Below are 24,773 nucleotides of genomic sequence, written 5' to 3' on the forward strand. Positions count from 1 at the left end.
TGCGCCATCGGGCGCGTCGTCAGTCGTCGAAGAACTGTTCGCTGCGATGCGCGTCCGCGCGTACGAGCGGAGTCGCGCACTGCGGGTCGTCGTTCCGCGTGGCGTTCACCCACGTCTTCACCTGATAGGCGTGCAGTGGCCCCTCGTACGGCCGGAGGAGCCGCGCCGCGTCGGCCGGTGCCGTGGCCGGATCGAGCCAGGCATCGACATCACTGAGCGGCAGAATCACCGGCATGCGATGGTGAATCGGCTCCATCGTCGCGTTCGCGTCGGTGGTGATGACGCAGCACGTGAGCACCGGGTCCGCGATGGGATCATGCTTGGGCTGCCACAGGTCCCAGAGGGCGGCCATCAGGAAGGGCTCGTCGTCGGGCAGCCGGATGCACCACGGCTGCTTGCCCTGATGGCCGGGCACCACTTGCCACTCGTAGAACAGATCGGCCGGCATGAGGCCACGCTGCTTTTTGAAGGCGGCGCGGAAGGCCGGCTTCGAGGCGATGCCGTCTGCGCGGGCGTTGGCGAGCTTGTGGCCGATGCCGGGATCGTCGGCCCAGAACGGGATCAGCCCCCACTTCGCCATACGGAGTTCGCGCGTCTGCGCCTCCTGCAGCACCAGCGGCACCGCCTGCGACGGCGCCACGTTGTAGCGGGGAGCGAGCGCGGGAAAGGTGACGCCCAGAGGGAGCGTCCCGAGCCGAGCGGGGTTACCGAAACCGTATCTGCCACACATATAGCCGCAATGTACGGCAAGCCTCCCTTCCCTTCCATCCCCGGTCGGGCTAGGCTTAAAGGCTCATCTGGAACTGATCACCGTTCCTCTGACCCTCCTCCCGCGGATCGGCACTTCGGGGGGCACCTTAGACCACAGGGAGGATTGCCGAGTGGCAAAGCTCAAAATCCGCCGCAACCCTACGCGGCGTTACGAAGCCGTGTACATCGTCGATAGTGCTATCGAAGATGCGGCCATTCTGGAAAAGTTGGACAAGTTGCAGAGCCTTCTGAATCTCGCCGCGCCGGCTGAGATCGAGCATTGGGGCCGTCGCCAGCTCGCGTACAAGATTGGCCGCCACGACACCGGCTACTACGCGATCGCCCGCTTTGAAACGACCCCCGCCGTGCTTCCCGAGTTCGAGCGTGCGCTCAAGCTCGACGAAGGGATCATCCGCTATCTCATCTCGCTGGCCGAGCATGAGTTGGGTGCCCCGAAGCTCAGCGATGAAGAGCTCGCTTCGCGCCGTCGCGCGGGCGATGACGACGACGACGACGAGGATTAAATCATGCGCCGCCAGAAGAAGCCCTGCCCTATCACGGAAGCGGGCATCCGCTACGTCGATTACAAGGATGACCGTCTCCTCGCCCGCTTCATCACGGATTACGGCAAGATTCTGCCGAGCCGCCTGAGCGGTGTCGACGCGCGTCACCAGCGTCAGCTCTCGAAGGCCGTCAAGAAGGCGCGCTTCCTCGCGCTCCTTCCGTACGTGAAGGGACAGACGGGCTGAGTATGACCGGAGCGGTCGCGTCGGAGCTCGCCGCGACCGCTCCACAGGAGCGCGGGTGGCGGTGGTTCGTGTTGGCGCTGGTGCTGATGGTGCTGGTCACCGCAGCCCCGGCCTGGCCCGCTTCACTGTCGCTCCTCGCTGGAGCGATCCGGCTGTTGCTCCCCGTTGAACAGTTCGCCCTGCTGGTGCTCGTCGCGATCGCGTCCTGCGCGATCATCGGCTGGTGGTCGGGTGGCCGGCTCGTGGTGGCGCTTCTCTGGGCCGCGGGAGCCGGATACGTGATCTGGAAAGTACCGCTTCCCTTCTCGGGCTACGGTGCATTCGGACGCGGATGGGCGCTCACGTTGGGCGCCTCGTTCGGACTCGTCTGTCTGGTGTCGCCACGACGGGCGCTCCTGATGAGAGCCCTCGGTGCGATTGGCGTGGCCGCCATGATCACGGCGGCCGGGTTTACCACCCGCACCAATGGTGGCAACACGTTGTTCGACGGACCGGCGCAGATGCTCTCCCGGGAGTATCAGCGTCGACTCGGTGAGTCGTTGCAAAGCTGGCGCAGTCGGTCGGACACGGAGTCGTGGCGCGCGTTCGCGCAGCGCTTCCCCGAGGCCGCCGATCGCGCCAACCGGATGGAAAACCTGCTGGTCATCTTGGCTGAACCACTCTCCGGAGCCGGCTCGGCACGAGGACTGATCCCGGGTCCGCTGGTATCGATCGCGCCGGCCCTGTTGGCGCTCGAGTCGCTGTTGGCGTTGGCGTTGGGGTGGGCGGCGTATCATCGCTTGTCGAGGGTACGTATCGGTCCGCCGCTTGGTGCGCTGCGCGATGTGCGATTCAACGATCAGCTGGTTTGGGGGTTGGTCGTCGGTGTGACCGTGCTGCTGTTGCCGACGCTCGCCGAGTGGCGGACGGTAGGTGCCAATCTGGTCTGTTTTTTCGGGTCGCTGTACGCCTTTCGGGGCGCTGGCGTACTCACTTGGTGGATCCCCGACCGGCTCGCCGTTCCGGCGTTGCTCGCGTTGGTGGTGTTGGTCCCGATCCTGGGTCCAGTCTGGGTCGTGATTGCCGTGTTGGCAGTCACGTTCAGTTTGGGGCTAGGTGACACCTGGCGTGACTTCCGAGCCGGTGCGCAACCGCGCCGACCGTCGCCGCGCTGATTTCACACACCTTTATCGCAGGACCCGGAGCTCCCATGGAAGTCATCCTTCGTAACGCCGTCGACAAGCTCGGACATCCTGGTGACATCGTCTCCGTGTCCGCCGGCTTCGCCCGCAACTTCCTGATTCCCCGCGGCTTCGCGTTTGAAGCCACGACGGGCAATCGCAAGCGCATCGCGCTGGAAAAGGGTCGTCTCGAGGCGCTCGAATCGGAGCGCGTCGCCGCCGCCCAGACCGTCGCCGACAAGCTGGCCGAGGTCTCGGTGACCTTCGCGGCGCGCGTCGGAGAAGAGGGCAAGCTGTTCGGTTCCGTCACCACGGCCGACATCGCTCATCAGCTGGAAGCGCAGGGCTTCCACATCGAGAAGCGCCAGATCGAACTCAACGAGCCGATCAAGACCCTCGGCGTCTACCGTGTCGGCATCCGCCTGCACGCCGACGTGAAGCCCGAAATCAAGGTCTGGATCATCAAGCAGTAATCGGCATCACACTGCCGCATTGGGGGGAGTCCGGACTCGGACTCCCCTTTTTTTGCCCCTGTCCGAGTCGCTGTCCGTCGCGCAACCTTCATCCACGCGATGGGGTACCGCTTTCAGACGGTGGCTTTTCATCACTCGAATTCTCCCGACTCCATACATGGCAGAACGTCCGCCAAGCCCCGGCGAATCCATCGCGCGCCGCGCCGCCGCCCTCGCCAGTGACATGAAGGCCAACGATATCCTCGTCCTCGATTTGCGTGGAGTGACGGATATGACCGACTTCTTTGTTATTGCCAGTGGTACATCCGACACACACGTCCGCGCCGTAGCGGAACACATCCAGGCAGGGTTGAAGGACGGTGGCGTGTCTACCACTATGACCGAAGGCCTCACGCAGGGACGCTGGGCGCTGCTCGACTATGCGCACACTGTCATTCATGTATTTCATCCGACGCTGCGTCAGTACTATCAGCTGGAAAGGCTGTGGGGCGACGCAACGCCGGTACCTCTGAACACCGAAGCCACGCAGGGAGCCCGGTAAATGCCGCAGGCGCAGCGCTGGACACGATGGGGAGCGGCTCTGGTACTCGCGATGATGTCGATCGCCTCGCCGCTCCATGCCCAGTACTTTGGGCAGAATCAGGTCCAGTACGATCGGCTGCGCTGGCGCGTCATTGAAACCGAGCACTTCCAGATTCACTACTATCCGCAGATCGCGGATGTGGCGCCCGATGCCGCCCGCATGGCCGAACGGTCGTACGCGCGGCTTTCGCGCCTGATGGCCCACCAGTTCCGCGAGAAGAAGCCGGTCCTCATTTTCGGCTCGTCGGGCGACTTTGCGCAAAGCAACGTCTTCGGCGACCTCGGCGAAGGCACCGGCGGTGTCACCGACCCGCTGCGTCAGCGCATGGCGCAGTTCTTCAGCGGCGATTGGGCCAGCTTCGAACACGTGCTGCAGCACGAAATGGTGCACGTGTTCCAGTTCGACATTTTTTCGCGCGGTCGCGCCGGCGCCGGCTTGCAGAACCTGGCGATGGTCAATCCACCGCTCTGGTTCATGGAAGGCCTCGCCGAGTACTTCTCGATCGGGCCCAACCACCCGTGGACCGATGCCTGGGTGCGTGACGCCGTCACCAACAACGCGCTTCCCACCATCTCGCAGATGACGGAGCGCCCCGACAAGTACTTCCCGTATCGCTACGGGTTGTCGGTGTGGCAGTACGTGGGCGCGCGGTGGGGCGATGAAGTGATCGGCGAGATCATGAACGCCGTGCCCAGCATCGGCATCGATCGCGCCTTCCGCCGCGAGATCGGACTGTCGCTCGACGAGCTCAGCGCCGAGTGGAAGCAGGCGATGCAGAACAAATACCTGCCCACGGTCGCTGAACTCCAGCGTCCGCGCAGCTTTGCCGAACCGCTGCTCTCACAGAAGCGTTCCGGCAGCATCGCCAGCCTGTTCGTGGCCCCGGCGCTCTCCGACGACGGCAAGTACATCACGTACATCGCCTACGGCAGTTTCCTCCGCGGGGAAGTGTTCCCCGACATGTATCTCGCCAACGCGGAGACGGGTAAGCGCATCGCGCGCCTCGTCAAGACGACCACCAATCCCGACTTCGAGCAGCTGCGCTTCATCTATTCTCAGCCCTCGTTCTCTCCCGACGCGAAGATGCTCGCGTTCACGGGTCAGAGCGGCGGACGCGACGTGCTGTACGTGATGGACGTGAAGTCGCGCAAGATTCTGAACAAGTTCGATTTCGAACTCGATCAGGTGCTGAGCCCGAGCTTCTCGCCCGACGGTCGTCGCATTGTGTTCAGCGGCATGCGGCACGGCATGAGCGATCTCTACATCGCGTCGCTCGACGCCGGGGGCTACACGCAAGTCACCAAGGATCCGTACGGAGACCTGCAGCCGCAGTGGTCGCCGGATGGACGCACGATCGCCTTCACCAGCGATCGCGGTGACGACACGGATCTCGACATCATGAAGATCGGCAAGTGGAAGCTGTCGCTGCTCGATCTGGAGACGCAGAAGGTCACGATCATCGATGGCCAGGGCGGACGCAGTCTCAATCCGCAGTGGGCGCCCGACGGCAAGTCGCTGGCCTACATCACCGATCGCACGGGTATCGCCAACATCTTTCTGTACGATCTCGAGGCGAAGCAGCACTACCAGCTGACGAACGTGCTGGGGGCTGTGACAGCCGTGGCCGAACAGTCGCCGGCGATCACGTGGGCGCGCGGCGCCGACGTGCTGGCGTTCGTGTACTACGAAAAGACCGACCACGCGATCTGGAAGATCAAGAATCCGCGGTCGCTCAAGAAGGAGCCGTACCGCGATCCTGTGGTCGTGGCGCAGGGCGGTATGCAGGGTGGTATGCCCACCAAGCCGACCGCCGCCGGGCCCGTCACGCCGGTCAAGGTCGATCCGACGGCCCATCTCAATCGCGCGACGCTCACGGACACGTCCGCTGCCCGACAGTCATTCTACCGCCCCACTGTCGGGGCCACAGCGCGCGCGTCGGACGATCTGCCCGTGTCGGTTGCGGCCCGTCTCGCTGAAACGGTGAGCGTGCGCGCGCTGATGGACAGCTTCGACTTCAATCTTCCCGACTCCACCAAGTTCCGCGACTACCGCTACAAGGCGCGCCTCACGCCCGAGTACGTGGCACAGCCGTCGATCGGCTATCAGCAGGGTGGCTACGGCCAAGGCACTTTCGGTGGTACCACCGTCGTACTCAGCGATCTGCTCGGCGACCGGCGCCTCGCCTTGTCGGGCTCGATCAACGGGCAGCTCAGCGATGCGCAGGTGTTCGTCGGCTACACCAGCCTCGGACGGCGACTGCAGTACACCACCGGCGTGATTCAACAGCCGATTTATCTGCTGTCGAACTACTTCCAGGAACCGCTCGGCAACGATCAGTTCTCGGAATCGCAGGAGATCACCCGGCTGGTCGTGCGACAGGTGTTCGCCGCCGGCCTCTATCCACTCAATCGCTTCACGCGATTCGAGCTCGGCGCGCGCTTCCAGAACATCGATCAGCAGGTGTTCCCGTTCACGCGTCTGGTGGACTACCAGCAGGGCTACGCCACCGGATTCGAGCGCGGCCCCACACGCAACGTCGCGTCGGCCAACACGATCTCGCCGTATCTCGCCTTCGTCACCGATAATACGCTGTACGGGTACACGGGGCCGATCTCCGGCCGTCGCATGCGACTCGAGGTGGAGCCGAGCGTCGGCACATGGAAGTGGACCGAGTATGTGGCCGACATTCGCGGCTACTACCCGATTCTGTTCAACTACGTCACCTTCGCCACCCGCTTTTCGACGAGCATGTCGGTGGGTCGCGACGAGCTCCGTTTCCCGAAGTGGATCGGTCGTCCCGATTTCATCCGCGGCTACAACCGTGAGGACTTGGGCGCGATCACCTGCACCGGCCTGCCCACCGACGATGGCACGTCCTGCAACTCGGTCGAGTTGATTGGCAGCCGGGTGGCATTCGCGAACGCCGAGCTGCGCTTCCCGATCATCCGGAGCTTTGGCGGCGGCCGTCTGCCGATCGGCCTCCCACCCATCGACGGTCTGTTCTTCTACGACGCCGGTGTGGCCTGGTCGAAGGGGCAGCAGGTCGTGGCCAGTCGTCCCGAGGGGTATGACTTCTCGAAGCAGCGGGCGCTGTTGCAGAGCTATGGCTTCGGTATGCGCCTGAACCTGTTCAACATTGCCATCGTTCGCTGGGACTGGGCGGTACCGATCAGTCGCCCCGGCACGAAGGGCTTCGGGACCTGGTTCTTCGGCGCCAGCTATTGAGTCGCGCCCCCCGTTCGAACCGGGGTTGAGAACAAGGGGGGACGAGAGGGGATTTCCCCTGCCGTCCCCCCTCCCTGCTCCTGCCTCTGGCAGGTACTTTTCGCCCGTGCGCACGCTCCTAGTGACGGCGTTCGTGCTCCTCGCGTGCGGTGTTGCCGGCGGCTGTGCCGATCGCTCGTCCCGCCCCTCCGGAGCCGACGCCACTCCCAGTATCCCCGGTGGTCCGGACCCGATCGTGTTGCGCGTTTCGCGCGACGGCGGCGTTATGACGGCTACCCGATATCCGGATCTCGATTCCACGCTGTGGCGATCGAGTGCGCGGCTCCCCGCACTCGATCGCATCATCGCGTTCGGTGCTGAAGACGGCTATCTCGCCGCCGTCGACACGAGCGGTGCGCCGGTGCGCATCGATATCCGCCTCGGTACGGTGACCACGTCGCGAACCGATGATGTGGCCGTCGCGTCATCGGCTGATGGGGGTGCGATCTACGCGCTCACGACCGACGGCGAGATCACGCGCTACACACCGAGCGGCGGCGACTGGCGCTTCACGCCCAAGCTGCCCGCGCACGCGCTCTATGCACAGGCCGACGGCTCGTTGATCGTGGCCGGCGCCAAGGGCGATCGCGCCGTCGTGTGGCGCGTGCGTCCTCCTGGTCAGGACGTCACCGACAGTTTGTCGTTCGATATCGGCGGCAACGAAGCCACGCTGCGCAAGTCACTCGGCGCGACCGCCGGCGCCGTTGGTGATCGGGTGTTCTTCGGCGGCAACGAAGAAGTCATCGCCGTCCGCACGCGCGATCTCGCCAAGGCACTCGAAGTGGACATCGGCGATCCGATCACGGCCATCGCCGCCACGCCAAGTGGTGACCGTTTGTTCGTGGCAATCGAGAACGAAGCATTGTTGCGCGTCGTCGATCGTTTCGAAGAAGGAGTGAAGGGAAAGATCACGCTGCCCGGCGTACCGCGTGCGCTGCGCATGGACCCATTGGGTCGCGTGCTGCTGGCGCGTGGTGCGGACGACTCGGTGTATGTGATCAGCCTTGGCAGCGATGCCGTGATCGGCGTCGTGCGCAGCGAATGGCGCGGCGATCTGCCTCTGGTTTTGCCCGATGGCGCGATTGCCACCACTCGTGGAGAAGACGTGGTATTCGCGCATCCGTCGACGTTGGCCGACATGCGGACCGTCGAAGGTGGTGCGCGTCAGTTCTGGTACACACTGCGCTGGAACGGCTTCCGCCCGCGTGCCGCCGGTCTCGATCAACCCGTGCAGTTCCGCACCAGCGCACCGCGCGATTCGGTGGACTATGCCGACAGCGCCGCGGCGCGTGATGTCGTGCGTGATGTCGGGCGGGACACGTTGCGCCGTGATACGGCAACGACGGCGTCGGCGTTCACCGTATCGTTCGCCGCGGTGCTCGAGGAGAAGCAGGCACGTCAGCTGGCGTCGCGCATCCGCGTCGACGGCGAGACACCGCGCATTACGACGTCTGACCGTGCCGGAAAAACCTTGTATCGCGTGGTGCTCGGCCCGTACCCGACTCGCGCCGACGCCGAGCGCGTCGGCAAATCGTCGGGACAGAGCTATTGGATCTTCGAGGGGGCACCGTGACGCCGCTCAGTCTGACCGAATCGTGGGAGATGGAAGGACGCCGTTTGGCGCCTCTACTCGACGGCATCTGCTCCGTGGTCATCGCCGCGACCGATGCCGCGTTGGCCACCTCGATGGCACTCGGCGTGGCGCGCGCGCAGGGATTGCGCCGCCGCGTGGCCGTGGCTGACTTGATTGGCGAAGCCCCCGCGATCGAAGCGTTGCTGACCGGCGACGACCCGCACGGCATTTCGGACAGCTTCCTGTACGGCGTGTCGCTCAACAAGATCGCGCGCCCGATGGCCGGCGCCGAGAATGTGTTTCTGATGCCCAGTGGCACGGAAGCGGTGGCGCACGATGCGGTGTACGCGAACGAACGGTGGCGCCGTCTGGCCGCCGGCTTTCATCAGGTCGGCGCGCTCCTGGTGGTCGTCGCCAATCCGGCCACCCCTGGATTTGCCGACCTGTGTGCCTACGTCGGCGCCCTGATGCCCGTCGGCGAGACCGTGTTCCCCACGCCGCAGGGCGTGCCGCTAATCGCGCCGCCCGCACCGCCCCAGCCTGAGCCGCCACCCGCCACGCCGCGGCCGAACGCGGCGCGCGCACGCGCGGCCGCAGCCGAAGACGAATCCAGCCGCCGCCGTCGTTTTCTCGCGATCGTCGCGGTGCTTGGCTCGATCGCCGTGGCGGTGGGCGCCTTCTGGCCGCAGATCATGGCGCGCCTGCCTGAACCGGTCGCTGAACTGATCACGGGTAAGCAGCGTGAACCCGACAGCACCACGGTCGTGGTCCCGCCGACACCGATGGACACCTCGGTGCGCAGCGACAGCGCCAAACGCGACTCGCTGCTGCGCGACTCGACGGGCACCATCATTCCGACACCGGATAGCATTCGCGCCGCAAGTCCGCCGCTGACGGTGGAGAATGCCGCCGACTCGGCGACCGCGTCCCGATACGCCGTGTACTTCGCGACGGCCAACACGCGCGCCGCCGCCATGCCGGATGCGCGCGTGCGCGCCCTCGACGCCGTGGCGTTGTCGCCAGTGGCCGAGGGTAACGAGCAGTGGTTCCGCGTGACGGTCGGCGCGTCATCCACCCGCGCGCAGGCCGAATCGCTGCTGACCAAGCTGCGCACGCAGAAGATCGTGGGATCGGGGAGCATCGTGTCGGTGCCGTATGCGCTGCGACTCGCGCGCAACGTCACACCGACCTTGATCCCCACGCGCCTCGCCGAACTGGCGAATCGCGGCATTATCGCGTACGCGCTGCTGCAGCCTGATGGCAGCGCGAATGTGTATACCGGCGCTTTCGAATCGCCGACGCAGGCGACCCCGCTTGCGGATTCTTTGCGCGCCCTGCGCGTCGCGCCTGTGTTGGTTTATCGAACTGGGAGAGCGTTCTAGTGCGTCTGACGAAGCTCGAGGTCCATGGCTTCAAGGCCTTTGCCGATCACTTGGAGTTCGTGTTCGAAAAGGGTGTGACGGCCATCGTCGGCCCCAACGGTAGCGGCAAGTCGAACGTCTCCGACGCCGTGCGTTGGGTGCTGGGCGAGCAGCGCGCGCGCGCCATGCGTGGCGCGAAGATGGAAGACGTGATCTTCCACGGATCGTCGGCACGCAAGGCCGTGAACATGGCCGAAGTGTCACTGCACTTCGACAACACCGAAGGCGAACTCCCGGTGCCGTTCAAGGAAGTCGTGATCACCCGGCGCCTGCTGCGCTCGGGAGAGAGCGAGTATCTGCTGAATCGCGCGCCGTGCCGTTTGCGCGACATTCAGGACTTGGTGCGTGGCACCGGCCTCGGCGCCGACTCCGGCGTGGTCATCGAAAGCAAGATGATCGATGCCCTGCTCTCCGACCGCCCGGACGAACGTCGCGAGCTGTTCGAAGAAGCGGCCGGTGTGGGCCTGTATCGCGATCGTCGCCGCAGTGCCGAACGCCGTCTCGAAGAAACGACGGTCGACCTTGCACGCCTCGACGACCTGATCAACGAAGTCCAGAGCCAGGTGCGCTCGCTGGCGCGTCAACGTCGTCGCGCTGAACGGCACGCCGAGCTGATGGCGCGTCGGTTCCAGGTCGAGATTTCGCTGGCCACCCGCGAGATGGCAGCCTGGCGGGAAGAACTCGCGGCGCTCGACGGTCGTCTCGAAGAGCTGCAGCAGGACGTGCCTGGTGGTGAGGAAGCGATCGCGCAGGCAGAGTTGCTGCGTGAGCAGGCGCACGGGGCGCGTTCCGCCGCGGAAGCCAGCCGTCTCGAACTCGCGCGCCTCTCCACCGAGCAGCGCGACAAGACGCAAAAGCTCGAGCGCGAACTCGCCGTGAGCGAAGAGCGTCAGCGCAGCACGACGATGCGTAAGCAGCGCGCCGAAGAGGAACGGAAAGAGAACGAAGCGTTCGGCCGTCGTCTGCGTGAAGATCGTGAGCGCGCCGTCGGCGATCGGACCACGCTCGAGAAGGAACTGGCGGACGCCGGTGAAGCGCTACAGGAGCGCCTCGCCGCCGAACAGACCACGCGTGAAGCGGTACAGCAGTCGCGCGCCGTGCTCGAGCAGCTCGAGCGACAGGTGCGCGAACACCGCGACCAGGCCCGTCGTATCGAGCTCGATCGCGATGGTGCGTCGCGTGAGCATCTCGAAACGCAAAACCGTCGTGAAGCGCTCGAGATCGAGCGTCAGCAGCTGGCCGACGCGCTCGATGTCACCGAGCGTGAGCTGATCGCAGCGCGCGAGCAGGTATCGATCACGCAGGCGAACGCGCAGGATGCGCTGCATGCGCTCGAGGGCGCGCGCTTGGCCGCCGCCACCGCGCGGACGGCCGATGCCGAGTCGCGCAGTGCGCTGGCCAGCGCCGTGCAGTCACGCACGGCACTGGAAGGCCGCTTGAATGCGCTGGCTGCACTCGAACGTGAACGCGTCGGACTGGCCCCGTCGGCGGCCAAGCTCCTCAAGGAACGCGAGCGCTTCGGCGAAGGCGCCGTGCTCGGCCCGCTCACCGACTTCCTGACCGCCGACGGTGAAGCGGCGAAGCTCGTGGAGCGCTACCTCGGCGCCACGATGCACGCGATCGTCGTGCGTGATGCCGAGGCTGCGGCCGCCGTGCGCCGTTGGCACGCCGACACGCAGCCCGGCCCGCTGCTGCTGTTGCCGCTCGATGTCGTCACCGACCTTGGTGCCGATGCCGATGCCTTGGCCGGCAGCGTGCAATCGTCGGGTGCGGCGTCGCGCTGGGTGCGCGCGTTGCTGGGCAAGGTGCGTGCGATCGACAGCGGTGAAGCGTTCATTGATGAACGTGGCGCCGTGTTCCTGCCGGGAACGGCCACGGGTCCCGGCCCGCTGCAGCGTCGCGCCGAGATCACGCGACTCGAATCGGATCTCGCGGCCGCCGATGCGCGCCGCGACGAGTGCATGATGGCGGCCGAAGCGGCGCGCCTGGCGCTTGGTGAGGCGGAGCGTGCGCAACAGGCGGCGATGGAAACGTCCAACCGCGCGCAGCAGGAATCGCGTCGCGCGGCCGACGTGCAACAGGAAGTCGAACGTCGCCGTGAGCGCGCCGAACGCGAACTGCAGCAGTCGAGCGCGCTGGCCGAGCGTCTCATCTCGCGTCTCGAGGAGCTCGACTCGCGCACGAAGCAGCTGGCGCAGCAGGCCGAAGCGCTGCATGCGCGCGCCGGCGAAGCGGATGCCGATATCGCTGAAGCGCGCGAGGCGATGTCGATCGCCGAGCGTGATCAGGAACAGGCGCGCGAAGCACGGGCCACGTGGCAGGTCGCGCAGGCCCAGGCGCAGGCGCGCCTGTCGGTTGCGATCGACCGCGAGAAGCGGTTGAACGAAGAAGATTCCACGGCAGCCGCCCGCCTCGAATCGTTGGCGCGCGAGCTCACGAATCTCTCGGAAGCCGACCAGAATCTGGCGCAGCAGCTCGACGGCTGGCGCTCCGAACTGGACACCGAACAGAAGACGCTGGCCGACGCCGACGCGCGCTTGGCCGATGCCGAGCGGGCCGTCGCCGCGGCCACCGGCGCACTCGACGAAGCCGAGCGCATGCTCGACGAAGCCAGACGCCGTTCGTCGGCGCTGGGTGAGCAGCTGCACGGGGCGCAGCTGCGTCATACCGAATTGTCGGGCCGTCGCGAAGCCATCCGCCAGCGACTCGAGACCGAATGGCGTCGCACGCTCGAGGATCTGCTGGCCGGATTCGAAGAGCTCGACCTCGAGACCGATGTGTTGCGCACCGAAGCGAAGCAGCTGCGCGAATCGCTCGATGAGTTGGGACCGGTGAATCCGCTGGCGATCGAAGAACACGAGGAGGAGCAGCGTCGGCTCGAGTTCCTGACTGGACAGCGCAACGACCTCGTGGCGGCCAAGCAGTCGCTGCATCAGGCCATCCGTGAAATCGACAGCACGGCTCGTGAGCTGTTCCTGGCCACGTTCTCGCAGGTCCGCGAGAACTTCCGTCAGATCTTCCTGCGCATGTTCGGTGGTGGCGAGTGCGATCTGCGGCTCGAGAACCCCGATTCGCCGCTCGACTGTGACATCGAAGTGCACGCGTCGCCGCGCGGCAAGAAGACGCAGCGCATTCACCTGCTCTCCAGCGGCGAGCGCGCGCTCGTGGCGTTGTCGCTGCTGTTCGGCATCTTCCTCACCAAGCCGAGTCCCTTCTGCCTCATGGACGAAGTGGACGCGCCGCTCGACGACCAGAACATCGGCCGCTTCGTGAAGATGCTGAACGACTTCAAGTCGCGGACACAGTTCATCGTCATCACGCACAATCCGCGTACGACGTCGGAAGCCGCTGATGCGGTGTACGGTGTGACGATGCAGGAGCCCGGTGTGTCGTCGATCGTGAGCGTGCGCCTGCGCGGTGGTCAGCAGGTGGACGAGACCATCGTGCCCGACGACGCCATCGCGGGCGAGATCGGCGGTGAAGAGGCCGACGAGGACTCCGCCGCGGAACCGTCGCCGGCGTGATTTCGCTCGCGCGGCGGCGGTGGTGGAGCGCCGCGGCGCTGTGCTGCGGCGTGACATCGGTGACGTTGCCCCGGCTCGTGTCGGGGCAAACGGTCGTCGTGGACGGGCCGACCGCCGTCGCGTTGCCAACGCTCACGCCGTCACTGGTCGTGCGCGCCCTCGGCTTCGCGAATCAGCGCCCGCTGCGTGTGCGGGTGCAGATCGCCACGTCGGTGGATTTCGGGGCCGGTTCGCTCGCCGTCGACTCGTCGTTCTCGACCTCCGACACCACGATCTCGGTGCAGATCACGCGCGCCCTGCCGAGTGAAGCCACCGTATACTGGCGGGCCAGTGTGCAGGGTGCGTTCGGCGCCATCGCGGAGTCGCCGATCACGGGTCCGCGAACGGTGCCGGCGTGGCTCACGTTGATTTCGCCGAAGCCGAATTCGGGCGGCATCTTCGATATTCGCCGGCCGCTGTTCGTGTGGCAGAGTGCGCGGATCACGCCAGCCGCTGGCCCGTGGACGTATGCGCTCGAGATCCTCAACACCGGGCTTCCCGAAGTGGGTGTCGCGGGTCTGCTCGACACCACGTTCCGGGTGCCGACCGATCTGCGAGCCAATGCGTCGTACCGGTGGAGCGTACGCGCCTCGCTCCCCAACGGCGACTTTGTGCGAGTGGCGAGCAGCGCCTCCTTCTCGATTGTCGATCCGCTGCTGCCGACCACCACGATCCTGTATCAGAACTTCCCCAATCCGTTTCCGTCGGCCACGTCTTTCAACACCTGCTTCTGGTTCGACATCGGTCAACCTGGCGGCACGGTGTCGCTCGACGTGCTCGACCTTCGCGGCAACGTGGTGCGCACGATCGTGCCCGGGCTCGATGGCGTGACCCAGTTTCCCGCCGGCCGGTACGGCCGTGGTGCGCCGGGCGCCGGCAGCAACTGCGATAGCCGCTTCGTGTGGGACGGCACCGCCAGCGACGGGCGTACCGTGGCGCCGGGCGTGTACGTGGCGCGCTTCCGCAGCGGTACCGGCGCGCCGACGTTCCGGCGCATGCTGTTCAAAGGCCGCTGATCATGGCGCACTCGCCTCGCGGCGCATGAAGCTCACCACCGTTGGGACCGGCACAGCCGCGCCGCACGCGACCCGCGTGAGTGCCGCTCATCTCGTGGAAGCGGGCGACGTACGACTACTGCTGGATTGCGGAAGTGGCGCGGTGCACCGCATGGCGTCGCTCGGCGTCGACTGGTCTGCCATCACGCATGTGGCCATCACGCACTTTCACGCCGATCACATCGCCGACCTGCCTCTGCTGCTGATGGGCTGGCGCTGGGGCCAGCTACCCCCGCGGAGCGCCCCGGTCACGCTGTACGGGCCGTCGGGAACCGGCGCCCTGATCGAGCGCATGGCAGGCGTGTACGGCGCCTGGATGCTGGCCCCCGGTTTTCCCTGCACCGTGCGGGAACTCGTCCCCGACGAGATCGTGAAAGTCGGCGACCACGTCACACTGAGCGCGCAACCGGTACCACATACGGCTGAGAGCGTAGCATATTCCGTGAGTGACGGGGAGCGACGTCTCGTGTACACCGGTGACACCGGCGTGAGCGAGGAACTCGGAGCATGGTCGGCGGGGTGCGACCTGCTGTTGGCCGAGTGTTCGTTGCCCGATGCCATGGCCATTCGCGAACACCTGACGCCGCGACAGGCCGGACAGCTCGCCGCCCACGCGGCCGCACATCGGCTCGTACTAACGCATTTCTATCCGCCCGTGGAAACCGTGAACATTCTCGGTGAAGCGGCGGAGTACTACGCCGGCCCAACGGTCCTCGCGACCGACGGCTGGTCCATCGAATTCTGAGGACGTGACATGCTGGTCGTAATGCAGCCCAACGCGAGCGCCGCCGACATCGACAAGGTCTGCGACGAGATCGTGCGACAGGGCTTCAAGCCCCTTCCCATGCCGGGCGCTGTGCGCACGGCGATCGGTCTCCTGGGCGATGACGCGCAGGTGGATTGGTCGTACATCGAAGGGCTCCCCGGCGTAGCGAACGTCCTCATTGTGCAGAAGCCGTATCGTCAGGCATCGCGCGAATGGAAGAACGAGAACACGATCGTCGAGATCGCGCCGGGCGTGCGTGTGGGTGGCAGCGACGTCGTCGTCTTCGCGGGTCCGTGCTCGGTGGAGAGTGAAGCACAGATTCTGGCATCGGCGCACGCCGTACGGAACGCCGGTGCTCATGCCCTTCGTGGCGGGGCGTTCAAGCCGCGTTCGTCGCCCTATGCCTTCCAGGGCCTTGGCCTCGAGGGGCTCAAGCTGCTTGCGCTCGCACGCAACGAAACCGGACTCGCGATCGTGACCGAAGCGATGGACGAGCGCGGTGCGGATCTCGTGGCCGAGTATGCCGATTGCATTCAGATCGGCGCACGTAACATGCAGAACTACTCGCTGCTCCGTCATGTGGGCAAGCTCGGCAAGCCGGTGCTGCTGAAGCGCGGTATGGCCGCCACGATCAACGATCTGCTGCTCAGCGCCGAGTACGTACTCTCGGAAGGCAACCCGAACGTGATTCTGTGCGAGCGCGGCGTGCGCACGTTCGACAGCGCGACGCGCAACTTGTTCGATCTCACGGCGATTCCCGTGGTGCAGAAGCTGTCGCACCTGCCCATCATGGCCGATCCGAGCCATGGCACCGGACTGCGCGACAAAGTGACACCGATGGCGCGCGCTGCGGTCGCCGCCGGCGCCGACGGCATTCTCGTGGAAGTGCATCCCACGCCCGACAAGGCGCTGTCCGATGGCGCGCAGTCGCTGTATCCCGAACAGTTTACAGAGCTCGTTCGGCAGCTCCGACTGATCGCCGGCGCCATTGACCGTCAGCTGGCGCCCACGCCAGTTCGGTGACGCGCGGTACACGATGACGTTCAGCAGGTGTCCGAGACGGGCACCTGCCTCGCCCCCGCGGGTAGTCAGTCCTATGACTCACATGACTCGAATTTCGGCGCGCGCGATCGCCATGGTCGCCATGGCCTTGCCCGCGTACGCACCCCTCTCGGCACAGACGGTCGCCGACGCCGAAGCGGCCTACGCGCGTGTGGCGAAATCCTGGTCGGGTACGCGTACGCTGCAGGCGAACTTCGATCAGAAAATCACCAATCCGATCCTTGGCCGTACCGTCGTCTCGCGCGGCGTGTTCGTGCAGGAACGGCCTAATCGCGTATCGATCACCTTCACGGAACCGGCCGGTGATCGCATTGTGGGCGACGGCAAGAGTCTGTGGGTGTATCTGCCCAGCAGCACGCCTGGCCAGGTGTTGAAGTTGCCGGCTGATGCCGACGGTGCCATCGTGGCCGATCTTCTCGGTCAGTTGCTCGACACGCCGCGCCGCGCGTTCACGATCACGGGCGGCGAGAACGTGCCGATCGACGGTCGCGCCACACGCCGTGTGCAGCTGGTGCCCAAGAGCGCGAGCTCGGTGCCGTTCAGCAAGGCGGTGCTCTGGCTCGACGACAAGGAGGCGCGACCGGTGCGGGTGCAGGTGCTGGACCAGCAGGGGGTCGATCGCACCATCACCCTCACGAGTTGGCTGCCGGACGCGACGCTGCCCAAGGATGCATTCAAGTTCGTCACGCCCAAGGGCGTGAAGGTCTCGACGAAGATCCCCGGCAGCGCTTAGTTACGAGCGCCTAGCGAATCGCGGCCGGTACTTCGACCGCGCGTTTCTCGAGCTTCGAGAACACATCACGTGGGCTGCGTGCGCCCTGCAGCAATTCCATCGCACGCAACAGCGCGCTGTCGTCCTGCGTGCGCCGCAGGAAATCGGCATCGGCACCGAAGGCCACTCGCGTCATCTCGTAACCGAGTGAGCGCGAGATCCACGGGGATGCGCTGTCGAACACGGAGCGCGGCGGTGCGACGCCGCGGCCCACCAGATCGGCATACAGCGCATCGAGCATCGCCGGCGTGACCGGGTCGCCCGGTCCGTTCATCTGCCGCTTCTGCGCTTGGGCCTGTTTTGCGACGGCGTCGCGATAGGCACCGGCGTTCTTGCCCATCGCGCGCGCCAACGACTGCACCTGCATCGGCGTGGTGGTGTCGCTCATGATCACGTCGGGCGTGATTCCACCACCGCCGAACACGGTGCGTCCGGCATCGGTACGAAAACGCGGACGGATCGTGTCGGGCAGCGTCACTTCGGCGCTGTCTTCGGGCTCCTCGTCGCGGTCGCGCGGCGCCGGACGATTGATGCTGCGGCCGACCGGCGTATACCAGCGCGCGGTGGTGAGTCGCAGTGCGCCGCCGCTCGAGAGCGGATACACGTTCTGCGCACTGCCCTTTCCGAACGACGTCACGCCCAGCACAATGGCGCGATCGTGATCCTGCAACGCGCCGGCCACGATCTCCGAGGCACTCGCACTGGCGCGATCCACCAGCACTGCCAGCGGCAAGGTGGGCCAGCGCTGCGGCTGACTATCCGTGAACACCTGCGGCTGCGAACCGGGACGCGCGCGCAGCTGCACGATGCTCTGCCCGCGATCGAGGAACAGCTCGGCGACCGCCACGCCCTGCTCCAACAGTCCACCCGGATTGCCGCGCAGGTCCATGACCAGCGAACGCGCACCTAGTTTCACCACGCTATCCACGGCGACGCTGAGCTCAGCGGCGGTCTGCGCGCTGAACACGTTGACGTCGACGTAGCCCACACCGTTCTGCAGCAACTGTACGCGCTGCACCGCGCGCAGATGCACCCTGTCGCGCAGCAATGTGAAGTTCACGCGTGAGTCACCGCGCTCCACGGTGAACGTCACGCTCGATCCCGGCGCCCCGCGCATGGCCTTCGACGTTTCTTCGCGCGACCATCCCCGCGTCGACTCCTTGCCGACCAGCACGATGCGATCGCCCACCAGCACGCCCGCGCGTTCCGACGGACCACCCACGATCGGCTCGATCACCACCGGCCAGCTATCGCGGATGTCGATCTGCAATCCGACACCGGCATAGGTACCGCTGATCTGCTCGTTCAATCGGCGCAGGCGGTCTTCGGTGAGATACGACGTGTACGGATCCTTGAGCTCGCGCAGTAATCCAGACACCGCCTTCTCGTAGAGCGCGCTGCCATCGAGCGAGTCCACGTACTTCTGCGCGACGGCAGCAACCACCTGATCGAAAAGGCGCGCGCCACCGAGCGGCGCGCGGGCCTGACGGGTACCGGCGGTCAGGTCACGACCGGCCCACCATCCGCCGAGCGACAACAGCACCGCGAAGATCGCCGCCGCGGCGATGGTCCGCGAACGACGCCGGGAGCTGCGCGGCGCATCGGGCAGCGGCTCAGCCATGAGTCACCTGTACGGCAGACAACGGACGCTCCACCTGCACCTCGGAAAAACGATGAGGCCACTTCGTGGCCAATGCCGCCAGACAACGCGTTGTTACCACGTCGGCGTCGCCGTCCGCATCGATGGCGACGACGGGGCCGATCTCGGGATGCTGGGCCTGCCAACCCGGATCGAGCGCGTCGTCGAACGCCGCGCGTACGCGACGATGAAACGCATCATCCTCACGTTCCATACGATCGGCGCTGCCACGCGCATGCATGCGCGCCATCGACTCGTCGAGTGGTAAGGACAAGAGCAACGTGAGATCCGGTGCCAATCCACCGGTGGCGAACGCATTCACCTGTCGAAGCGCCGCGAGAGACAGCGCACGACCCCGACCCTGATACGCGTACGTCGACAACAGAAAGCGATCGACCAGCACGACCGCACCGCGGTCCAAGGCCGGCGTGATCACATCCCGCACCAACTGCGCGCGTGAGGCTGCGAACAACAGCGTCTCGGTTTCGGGCGTCAGCGCCGACGACGGATCGAGCAGCACGGCGCGCAACGCATCGCCCGCCGGCGTTCCGCCGGGCTCGCGCAGTGCCACCACCTCGTGACCGGCCGCGATGAGCGCGTCGGCCAGCCGACGCCACTGCGTCGTCTTGCCCACCCCCTCGCCGCCTTCCAGCACGATGAAGCACCCGCCTGCGACTGCCGACATGACCGACAGATCAGCCAAGAATGATCGAGCTCGTGGCACCCGCGCGGATGCCATCGGCGATCCACTGATTCACGCGCAGCATGAGCTTGTCGAAATTGTCCTGCGCCGAGATCGCGGCCTGATACGCGCTGTTCACCTGCACTTGCTGCAGCAGCGTGTCGAGCTGCTGCTCCATCTCGTTCGTCGGCTCTTCGCCGCGATCGATCATCGCCTGCGCATCCTGGCGGATCTTCTCCATCTGCCGCAGCACCGTGGTCGCTTCGCGATCGGCGTTCAGCGCCTCGCTGCTGCGCTTCACGGCCTTGTACTCTTCGCTTTGACCGATGGTGCGGCCAAGATCCTTCGCTTTGCTTTCGAGCATGGAGATCGGCCTCCTCGGCCGAGTAGAAGCAATGAAGTGAGAACTACGCCGGAACGTGCTGCGCGAGCACCACGCGTTCGCGACCGGTGAGATCGCGCACGACCTGTATCTGTTGATACCCACGTGCGGTTGCCAGCGCAGCGGTCCGTTGCGCGCGCCGGGCATCCACCTCGAACACCACCCAGCCGAACGGCTCCAGCAGGCCGTGCGCCCCCGTCAGAATGGCGTCGTAGCGGGCCATCCCGTCATCAGCCGCCAAGAGCGCCACGGTGGGCTCCCAGTCCCGCACACTGCGCGGCAGGGCGGCCGCTTCGCTATACGCAATGTAGGGCGGGTTCGACACAATCACACGGGCCCGGACGCCGCCAAGCGGGGCCAGATCAGCTCCCTGGCGGAACTCCACGGGCGCCGCTGTGGGCTGCGCGACGGCCACCTGCGCCGCGTTCGCCGCCGCCACGGCCAGTGCGTCGTCGGAGAGATCGGTCGCGATCACTCGCTCGAACCGTCCTTCCGTGGCGAGACTCAGGGCGATCGCGCCGGACCCAGTGCCGATGTCAACCGCGACTCCGCCCGGCTGGCTCGCCGTGATCCGCAACGCCTCGCCCACCACAATTTCCGTTTCCGGACGTGGAATGAGCACCCGCCGATCGACCTGCAGGACCAGCTCCCGAAAGGGGGCGCTTCCCACGCAGTAGGCGGCCGGTTCTCCGGTCGCCCGGCGACGCGCGGCCGCTTCGATGTGCGCCGACCGAGCTTTGGATACGCGATAGCCGACCGACAGCAGTCGTCCCACTTCACCCGGCGCGATATCCAGCACCGCCGACACCAGCCAGCGCGCCTCACGATTACCATCGAGCGGCAGGCCCTCCGCGCGTGCTTCGGCGGTCAACGCCGTCGACTCCGAGAGCAGCCGCGCGGCGTCGTGCAGCACATCACGCAGCAGCCGCGCGGTGTCATCCACTCAGGCTCTCTTCCGCGTTCGCCAGCGCGATCGCTTCGAGGAACGGTCCCAGATCGCCGTCGAGCACCCGATCGATGTCGTACAGCGTGACGCCTACACGATGATCGGTGACCCGTCCCTGCGGAAAGTTATAGGTGCGGATCTTCGCCGAACGGTCGCCGGTTGATACCTGCGATTTGCGCATGCGCGACCGCTCGGCTTCCTGCTCGGACAGCCGGAGATCGAGCAACCGCGCGCGCAGCACTTCCATGCCCTTGGCCTTGTTCTGCAGCTGCGACTTCTGGTCCTGTTGCGACACCACCAGGCCGGTCGGAATGTGCGTAATGCGCACGGCAGAGTCGGTGGTATTCACGCTCTGGCCACCGGGTCCCGACGAGCGGAACACGTCGATGCGCAGATCCTTGTCTTCGATCTTCACGTCGACTTCTTCGGCCTCCGGCAGCACCGCCACCGTGGCCGCCGAGGTGTGAATGCGGCCCTGCGATTCGGTGGCCGGCACGCGTTGTACGCGATGCACCCCCGACTCCCAGCGCAGCATGCCGAATGCACCGTCGCCGATCACCTTGAACACCGCTTCCTTCACACCGCCGAGCGTGCCGTCGGAGTACGAGATGCCTTCGATGCGCCAGCCTTTCCGTTCGATAAAGCGCGTGTACATGCGCAGCAAGTCGGCGGCGAACAGCGCGGCTTCGTCACCACCGGTGCCGGCCCGTAATTCGAAGATGGCAGGGCGATCGTCGAGCGGGTCGCGCGGAATCAGCAGTGGCAGCAGCGCCTTCTCCAGTGCGGTGCACTCCTGCTCGAGCCGCTCGACCTCGGCTCTGGCTTCAGCCGCAAAGTCGGCATCGTCACCATTGGCCATCTCGCGCGCGTCGGCGAGTTCGGCCTCGGCTTTGGTGTAGCGGTTCACTTTTTGAACGACTTCGGCCAGGCGATGGTGCTCGCGACCAAGTGCAGCAAGCCGCGGCGCGTCTTTCACCGTTTCCGGGTCGGCCAGCAGCTGCTCCACTTCGGTGGCGCGACGCAACGCGTCGGCCATGCGGTCGCGAAGATGGGTCAGCATTGAGTGGGTGTGCTCGAGTTCGTAAGGCTTCGTGATACCGGTCACGGCGAGGCACGTGACGTGCATCGTACTCTTCAGGCGGGTCGGAAATATCGACCGAAGCGCGGACCTACACGGATGTCGCGGGTATCACCGAAAGATAACCGCGCAATGCTATCCGGAGCAGGTTCAGAGGCCTCGGCTGTCCGCTTGCCTCCTTTCTCCACCTTGGTACCTTCACGGGACATCCGCGAGGGCACCGGCCCCCGAGGTGACACACGATGGTAACGTTCGGAACTACTCCTCTGCGATTCACGCCGCCCACGATGAGCGTTTCGCTCGATCGAATCACCGACTTTCTGGCCACCGTCCCGCTCTTCCGCGAACTCGAGCGGTCGGCCGTGCGTGGCTTTGCCGAGCTCACCCGTGAGCAACGCTTTGCCAAGGGGGCGATGATCGTCACTGAAGGCGACCCCGGCGACGCGCTGTTTGTGGTGCGTTCGGGTGAAGTCAAAGTCGTCCTCATTGGCGACGACGGCCGCGAAGTCATTCTCAACGTTCTCAATGTCGGCGACCACTTCGGCGAACTGTCGCTCATCGATGGCCGTCCACGTTCGGCCCATGTGGTCGCCACGCAGCCGTCCAGCCTGTTGGTGCTGCGCCGTGCCGATTTCCGGCGTCAGGTGGAAACGAGCCCGCAGGTGGCGTGGGGCCTGATGGTCGAGCTGTCGCGTCGCCTTCGTCAGGCCGACGGAACGATCGGCAGCCTCGTGCTGCTCGACGTGCCGGGTCGTGTGGCCAAGGTCCTGCTGGAGCACGCGACGCCCGGTGAACCGGCCACGCTGGTCAAGCAGCTCACGCACCAGACGATCGCCCAGATGATCGGCGCCAGCCGCGAGACGGTGTCGCGGGCGATGGCGGAGTTCCAGGAGAAGGGACTGATCTCGGTGCAGCGCCGCGTGGTCACGATCGTGGATCGGGCTGCGCTGGAAGCGCGCGCCCGTCCGCGCGGCTGATTTCGCCACCGATTCGCCGCTGATGCCGTCGGGGGTCCCGCCGCGGTTCCGGATACGCTTCTGGGGAACCAGAGGCACCTGCCCCAGTCCGGGGCCGCGCACGGTGCGGTACGGTGGCAACACGCCATGTGTGGAGCTTCGGGCGGCCGACGGCGGTCTATTGATCCTCGATGCCGGCACCGGCATCCGGGCGCTGGGCGCGCATCTCATGAGCGATGGCGACGATCGAACGGCACACATATTTCTGTCGCACCGACATAGCGACCATGTGTTGGGATTGTCGCACTTCGCGCCGCTGATCACGCAGACGCGCGCGATCGAGATCTGCTGCGGCGACGGTGAGTCGGCCTCGCTGCAGCCGTTCGTGGATGCCCTGCTCTCGCCGCCGATGTTCCCCTACGTCGACGGCATTCGCAGCCGACTCGACGTGTGCGACTGGGACCTCTCCAGCGCCCGCGAGGTCGGCACGTCACGCGTGCATCGCTTCGCCGCGCAGCATCCGGGCGAAGCGGCCGTGCTACGTATCGACGACGCACACGGACCGGCGGTGGCGTATGCGCCGGACAATGAGTTGGCTTACGCCGACGAGTCGGAGGCGGCCGAGGCGTGGCGGGTACGGCTCACGGCGTTCCTGCGCGACGTACCGGTGTTGATACACGACGCGACCTATCTCGAGAGCGAACTCCCCAAACATGTAGGCTGGGGGCATTCGTCATCTCTAGAGGCTACGCGCCTGGCGATCGCATGCGGCGCGGGCATGCTGGTGCTGTTTCACCATCATCCCGATCGCGATGACGACACGATAGAGCGCATGGTCGAAGAGAGCCGCGCGATGGCGGCCGCGGCCGGGAGCGCCCTGCGAGTGCTGGCGGCGTGGGAAGGACTGGCGCTGACGGTGTGAGATTCTGGAACTGCCAGGGGCGCTAAGAGTGAACGGCGCTAAGAGTCAACGGCGCTAAGGTAAAATGCGCGAAGAATAGGAAGCGGGAAACGCTGTGCAGCGCCCTCGCGGTACACTCGAACAATGCAATCAGCCGAATCCGACTGGTTGCCGTAGTGCCTACGGTACACAGCCGATCATTGCACAGAGCTTTAAGTGTGCCTTTTCTGATAGCGGCTCGATTGAGAAAGTACGAGTGCTCCCGGGCACAGCTTCTCTCTTGCGCGCGACAGGGGCGGAATCAACGGCAAACCCACCAAACACCCCGAGCGCGCCGGAAACTCCCGCGCGATACCGCAATGTGTCGATGGTGAAATTGTAGAGATTTGTATCGAGCGCGACCACGCGAATGAACGTCGCCAAGGGAAGCTGAGAATCGGCCACGTCGCGCAGGAGCACTAAAGACGTATCTGCGGTGAGGTAGGTCTGTCGCGTGACGCTACTCGATACCACGTATTGAGCCGCGCCGGCCGATCGATTCCACACAATCGATTCTACCCCGGCTGTTTCGACGACGTGCGGCCTCGAAATCTCTGGGAGCACCATGGTGCCGATAACGCTCTCGGCACCAGATGCAACGCGAAGCGTATACCGTGCGCCCCCGATCAAGTCTTTCGCGCCTAGACCTGAAGTGCCGGCCACCCAGTCGAGCTGAAGGTTTCCGACGTCAGCCGGAGAGCTGTCGAAGAACGGAAGTTGACCGACAGCGCCCGAGTGCGTGAGCGCGAAGACACCGCCGGTGCTGGACAGCGATAGCTGGGAAGGGGCTACGTATTCGAACGATTGCGGCGAGGACATCAGCGCGAACAAACCGCGAATTGGAGACTTTGGCGCGACGCCGACCGCACCGGGCGAGAGAATCAGATACAACGACAGCGACGGACGACTCTGCAAGATTTCGGTCGGATTCGCGCAGTCTGCAGCGACCATGATCGCCA

General features: G+C 65.6%; 22 protein-coding genes. 15 read left to right on the plus strand and 7 right to left on the minus strand.

The window, feature by feature from the left end; translation table 11 throughout:
* Positions 1-19: 19 nt before the first annotated feature.
* Positions 20-730 carry an SOS response-associated peptidase gene (locus HKW67_RS08360; protein WP_171224947.1) on the minus strand — a complete coding sequence of 237 codons (711 nt, stop codon included), beginning with the start codon at positions 728-730 and terminating at the stop codon, positions 20-22.
* A 151-nt stretch (positions 731-881) separates the two neighbouring features.
* Here HKW67_RS08360 and rpsF point away from each other — a divergent pair, with 151 nt between their 5' ends.
* From rpsF to HKW67_RS08425, 13 genes are all read left to right on the plus strand, one after another.
* The gene (gene rpsF, locus HKW67_RS08365) at positions 882-1,274 is read left to right on the plus strand and encodes a 30S ribosomal protein S6 (RefSeq protein ID WP_171224948.1); all 393 of its coding nucleotides are present in this window, start codon (positions 882-884) and stop codon (positions 1,272-1,274) included.
* Between the two features lie 3 nt (positions 1,275-1,277).
* Entirely contained in the window at positions 1,278-1,499 is a 222-nt protein-coding gene (gene rpsR, locus HKW67_RS08370) for a 30S ribosomal protein S18 (protein WP_171224949.1), read from the plus strand.
* 2 nt (positions 1,500-1,501) lie between these two features.
* A complete protein-coding gene (locus HKW67_RS08375; RefSeq protein WP_171224950.1) occupies positions 1,502-2,653 on the plus strand; it encodes a DUF2232 domain-containing protein in 1,152 nt (383 codons plus the stop codon).
* A gap of 35 nt (positions 2,654-2,688) precedes the next feature.
* Positions 2,689-3,132: a 50S ribosomal protein L9 gene (rplI, locus tag HKW67_RS08380; protein ID WP_171224951.1), complete on the plus strand. Its 444-nt coding sequence runs from the start codon at positions 2,689-2,691 to the stop codon at positions 3,130-3,132.
* A gap of 157 nt (positions 3,133-3,289) precedes the next feature.
* Positions 3,290-3,673: a ribosome silencing factor gene (gene rsfS / locus HKW67_RS08385; protein WP_171224952.1), complete on the plus strand. Its 384-nt coding sequence runs from the start codon at positions 3,290-3,292 to the stop codon at positions 3,671-3,673.
* Entirely contained in the window at positions 3,674-6,940 is a 3,267-nt protein-coding gene (locus HKW67_RS08390; protein WP_171224953.1) for a PD40 domain-containing protein, read from the plus strand.
* Between the two features lie 106 nt (positions 6,941-7,046).
* Positions 7,047-8,552 carry an SPOR domain-containing protein gene (locus HKW67_RS08395; RefSeq protein ID WP_171224954.1) on the plus strand — a complete coding sequence of 502 codons (1,506 nt, stop codon included), beginning with the start codon at positions 7,047-7,049 and terminating at the stop codon, positions 8,550-8,552.
* Entirely contained in the window at positions 8,549-9,934 is a 1,386-nt protein-coding gene (locus HKW67_RS08400; RefSeq protein WP_171224955.1) for an SPOR domain-containing protein, read from the plus strand. The genes HKW67_RS08395 and HKW67_RS08400 overlap by 4 nt, the downstream gene beginning before the upstream one ends.
* A complete protein-coding gene (smc, locus tag HKW67_RS08405) occupies positions 9,934-13,497 on the plus strand; it encodes a chromosome segregation protein SMC (RefSeq protein ID WP_171224956.1) in 3,564 nt (1,187 codons plus the stop codon). The genes HKW67_RS08400 and smc overlap by 1 nt, the downstream gene beginning before the upstream one ends.
* Complete coding sequence (locus tag HKW67_RS08410) at positions 13,494-14,552, plus strand: hypothetical protein (RefSeq protein ID WP_171224957.1); 1,059 nt, start codon at positions 13,494-13,496, stop codon at positions 14,550-14,552. The genes smc and HKW67_RS08410 overlap by 4 nt, the downstream gene beginning before the upstream one ends.
* A gap of 25 nt (positions 14,553-14,577) precedes the next feature.
* Positions 14,578-15,336: an MBL fold metallo-hydrolase gene (locus HKW67_RS08415; RefSeq protein WP_171224958.1), complete on the plus strand. Its 759-nt coding sequence runs from the start codon at positions 14,578-14,580 to the stop codon at positions 15,334-15,336.
* Positions 15,337-15,345: 9 nt separating this feature from the next.
* The gene (gene aroF / locus HKW67_RS08420) at positions 15,346-16,380 is read left to right on the plus strand and encodes a 3-deoxy-7-phosphoheptulonate synthase (RefSeq protein ID WP_171224959.1); all 1,035 of its coding nucleotides are present in this window, start codon (positions 15,346-15,348) and stop codon (positions 16,378-16,380) included.
* Between the two features lie 82 nt (positions 16,381-16,462).
* A complete protein-coding gene (locus HKW67_RS08425) occupies positions 16,463-17,152 on the plus strand; it encodes a LolA family protein (protein ID WP_171224960.1) in 690 nt (229 codons plus the stop codon).
* Between the two features lie 10 nt (positions 17,153-17,162).
* Here HKW67_RS08425 and HKW67_RS08430 read toward each other — a convergent pair whose 3' ends face one another.
* Genes HKW67_RS08430 through prfA form a run of 5 tightly spaced genes read right to left on the minus strand, consistent with a single transcriptional unit; the run spans position 17,163 to position 21,900 of the window.
* A complete protein-coding gene (locus HKW67_RS08430; RefSeq protein ID WP_171224961.1) occupies positions 17,163-18,812 on the minus strand; it encodes a S41 family peptidase in 1,650 nt (549 codons plus the stop codon).
* Positions 18,805-19,515 carry a dTMP kinase gene (tmk, locus tag HKW67_RS08435; RefSeq protein ID WP_171224962.1) on the minus strand — a complete coding sequence of 237 codons (711 nt, stop codon included), beginning with the start codon at positions 19,513-19,515 and terminating at the stop codon, positions 18,805-18,807. Before tmk ends, HKW67_RS08430 begins: the two co-directional genes overlap by 8 nt.
* Positions 19,516-19,525: 10 nt before the next feature.
* Complete coding sequence (locus tag HKW67_RS08440; RefSeq protein WP_171224963.1) at positions 19,526-19,876, minus strand: YlbF/YmcA family competence regulator; 351 nt, start codon at positions 19,874-19,876, stop codon at positions 19,526-19,528.
* Between the two features lie 43 nt (positions 19,877-19,919).
* Complete coding sequence (gene prmC, locus HKW67_RS08445) at positions 19,920-20,837, minus strand: peptide chain release factor N(5)-glutamine methyltransferase (RefSeq protein WP_171224964.1); 918 nt, start codon at positions 20,835-20,837, stop codon at positions 19,920-19,922.
* On the minus strand, positions 20,830-21,900 hold the full coding sequence (gene prfA, locus HKW67_RS08450; protein WP_171224965.1) for a peptide chain release factor 1: 1,071 nt from the start codon (positions 21,898-21,900) through the stop codon (positions 20,830-20,832). The genes prmC and prfA overlap by 8 nt, the downstream gene beginning before the upstream one ends.
* A gap of 305 nt (positions 21,901-22,205) precedes the next feature.
* On the opposite strand from prfA, the gene HKW67_RS08455 reads away from it, so the two are divergent.
* A complete protein-coding gene (locus HKW67_RS08455; protein WP_171224966.1) occupies positions 22,206-22,895 on the plus strand; it encodes a Crp/Fnr family transcriptional regulator in 690 nt (229 codons plus the stop codon).
* Positions 22,896-22,917: 22 nt separating this feature from the next.
* The gene (locus HKW67_RS08460) at positions 22,918-23,796 is read left to right on the plus strand and encodes an MBL fold metallo-hydrolase (protein WP_171224967.1); all 879 of its coding nucleotides are present in this window, start codon (positions 22,918-22,920) and stop codon (positions 23,794-23,796) included.
* 159 nt (positions 23,797-23,955) lie between these two features.
* Here HKW67_RS08460 and HKW67_RS08465 read toward each other — a convergent pair whose 3' ends face one another.
* A complete protein-coding gene (locus HKW67_RS08465) occupies positions 23,956-24,765 on the minus strand; it encodes a hypothetical protein (RefSeq protein WP_171224968.1) in 810 nt (269 codons plus the stop codon).
* Positions 24,766-24,773: the final 8 nt, after the last annotated feature.

Source organism: Gemmatimonas groenlandica (assembly GCF_013004105.1).
In the GTDB taxonomy this organism is placed as follows: domain Bacteria; phylum Gemmatimonadota; class Gemmatimonadetes; order Gemmatimonadales; family Gemmatimonadaceae; genus Gemmatimonas; species Gemmatimonas groenlandica.

What these genes read in the sequence shown, in the direction of transcription:
- HKW67_RS08360 (WP_171224947.1), bottom strand. Translation starts at nt 730, where the DNA reads ATGTGTGGCAGATACGGTTTCGGTAACCCCGCTCGGCTCGGGACGCTC.
- rpsR (WP_171224949.1), top strand. Translation starts at nt 1,278, where the DNA reads ATGCGCCGCCAGAAGAAGCCCTGCCCTATCACGGAAGCGGGCATCCGC.
- HKW67_RS08375 (WP_171224950.1), top strand. Translation starts at nt 1,502, where the DNA reads ATGACCGGAGCGGTCGCGTCGGAGCTCGCCGCGACCGCTCCACAGGAG.
- rplI (WP_171224951.1), top strand. Translation starts at nt 2,689, where the DNA reads ATGGAAGTCATCCTTCGTAACGCCGTCGACAAGCTCGGACATCCTGGT.
- rsfS (WP_171224952.1), top strand. Translation starts at nt 3,290, where the DNA reads ATGGCAGAACGTCCGCCAAGCCCCGGCGAATCCATCGCGCGCCGCGCC.
- HKW67_RS08390 (WP_171224953.1), top strand. Translation starts at nt 3,674, where the DNA reads ATGCCGCAGGCGCAGCGCTGGACACGATGGGGAGCGGCTCTGGTACTC.
- HKW67_RS08415 (WP_171224958.1), top strand. Translation starts at nt 14,578, where the DNA reads ATGAAGCTCACCACCGTTGGGACCGGCACAGCCGCGCCGCACGCGACC.
- aroF (WP_171224959.1), top strand. Translation starts at nt 15,346, where the DNA reads ATGCTGGTCGTAATGCAGCCCAACGCGAGCGCCGCCGACATCGACAAG.
- HKW67_RS08425 (WP_171224960.1), top strand. Translation starts at nt 16,463, where the DNA reads ATGACTCGAATTTCGGCGCGCGCGATCGCCATGGTCGCCATGGCCTTG.
- HKW67_RS08430 (WP_171224961.1), bottom strand. Translation starts at nt 18,812, where the DNA reads ATGGCTGAGCCGCTGCCCGATGCGCCGCGCAGCTCCCGGCGTCGTTCG.
- tmk (WP_171224962.1), bottom strand. Translation starts at nt 19,515, where the DNA reads ATGTCGGCAGTCGCAGGCGGGTGCTTCATCGTGCTGGAAGGCGGCGAG.
- HKW67_RS08440 (WP_171224963.1), bottom strand. Translation starts at nt 19,876, where the DNA reads ATGCTCGAAAGCAAAGCGAAGGATCTTGGCCGCACCATCGGTCAAAGC.
- prfA (WP_171224965.1), bottom strand. Translation starts at nt 21,900, where the DNA reads ATGCTGACCCATCTTCGCGACCGCATGGCCGACGCGTTGCGTCGCGCC.
- HKW67_RS08455 (WP_171224966.1), top strand. Translation starts at nt 22,206, where the DNA reads ATGAGCGTTTCGCTCGATCGAATCACCGACTTTCTGGCCACCGTCCCG.
- HKW67_RS08460 (WP_171224967.1), top strand. Translation starts at nt 22,918, where the DNA reads ATGCCGTCGGGGGTCCCGCCGCGGTTCCGGATACGCTTCTGGGGAACC.
- HKW67_RS08465 (WP_171224968.1), bottom strand. Translation starts at nt 24,765, where the DNA reads ATGGTCGCTGCAGACTGCGCGAATCCGACCGAAATCTTGCAGAGTCGT.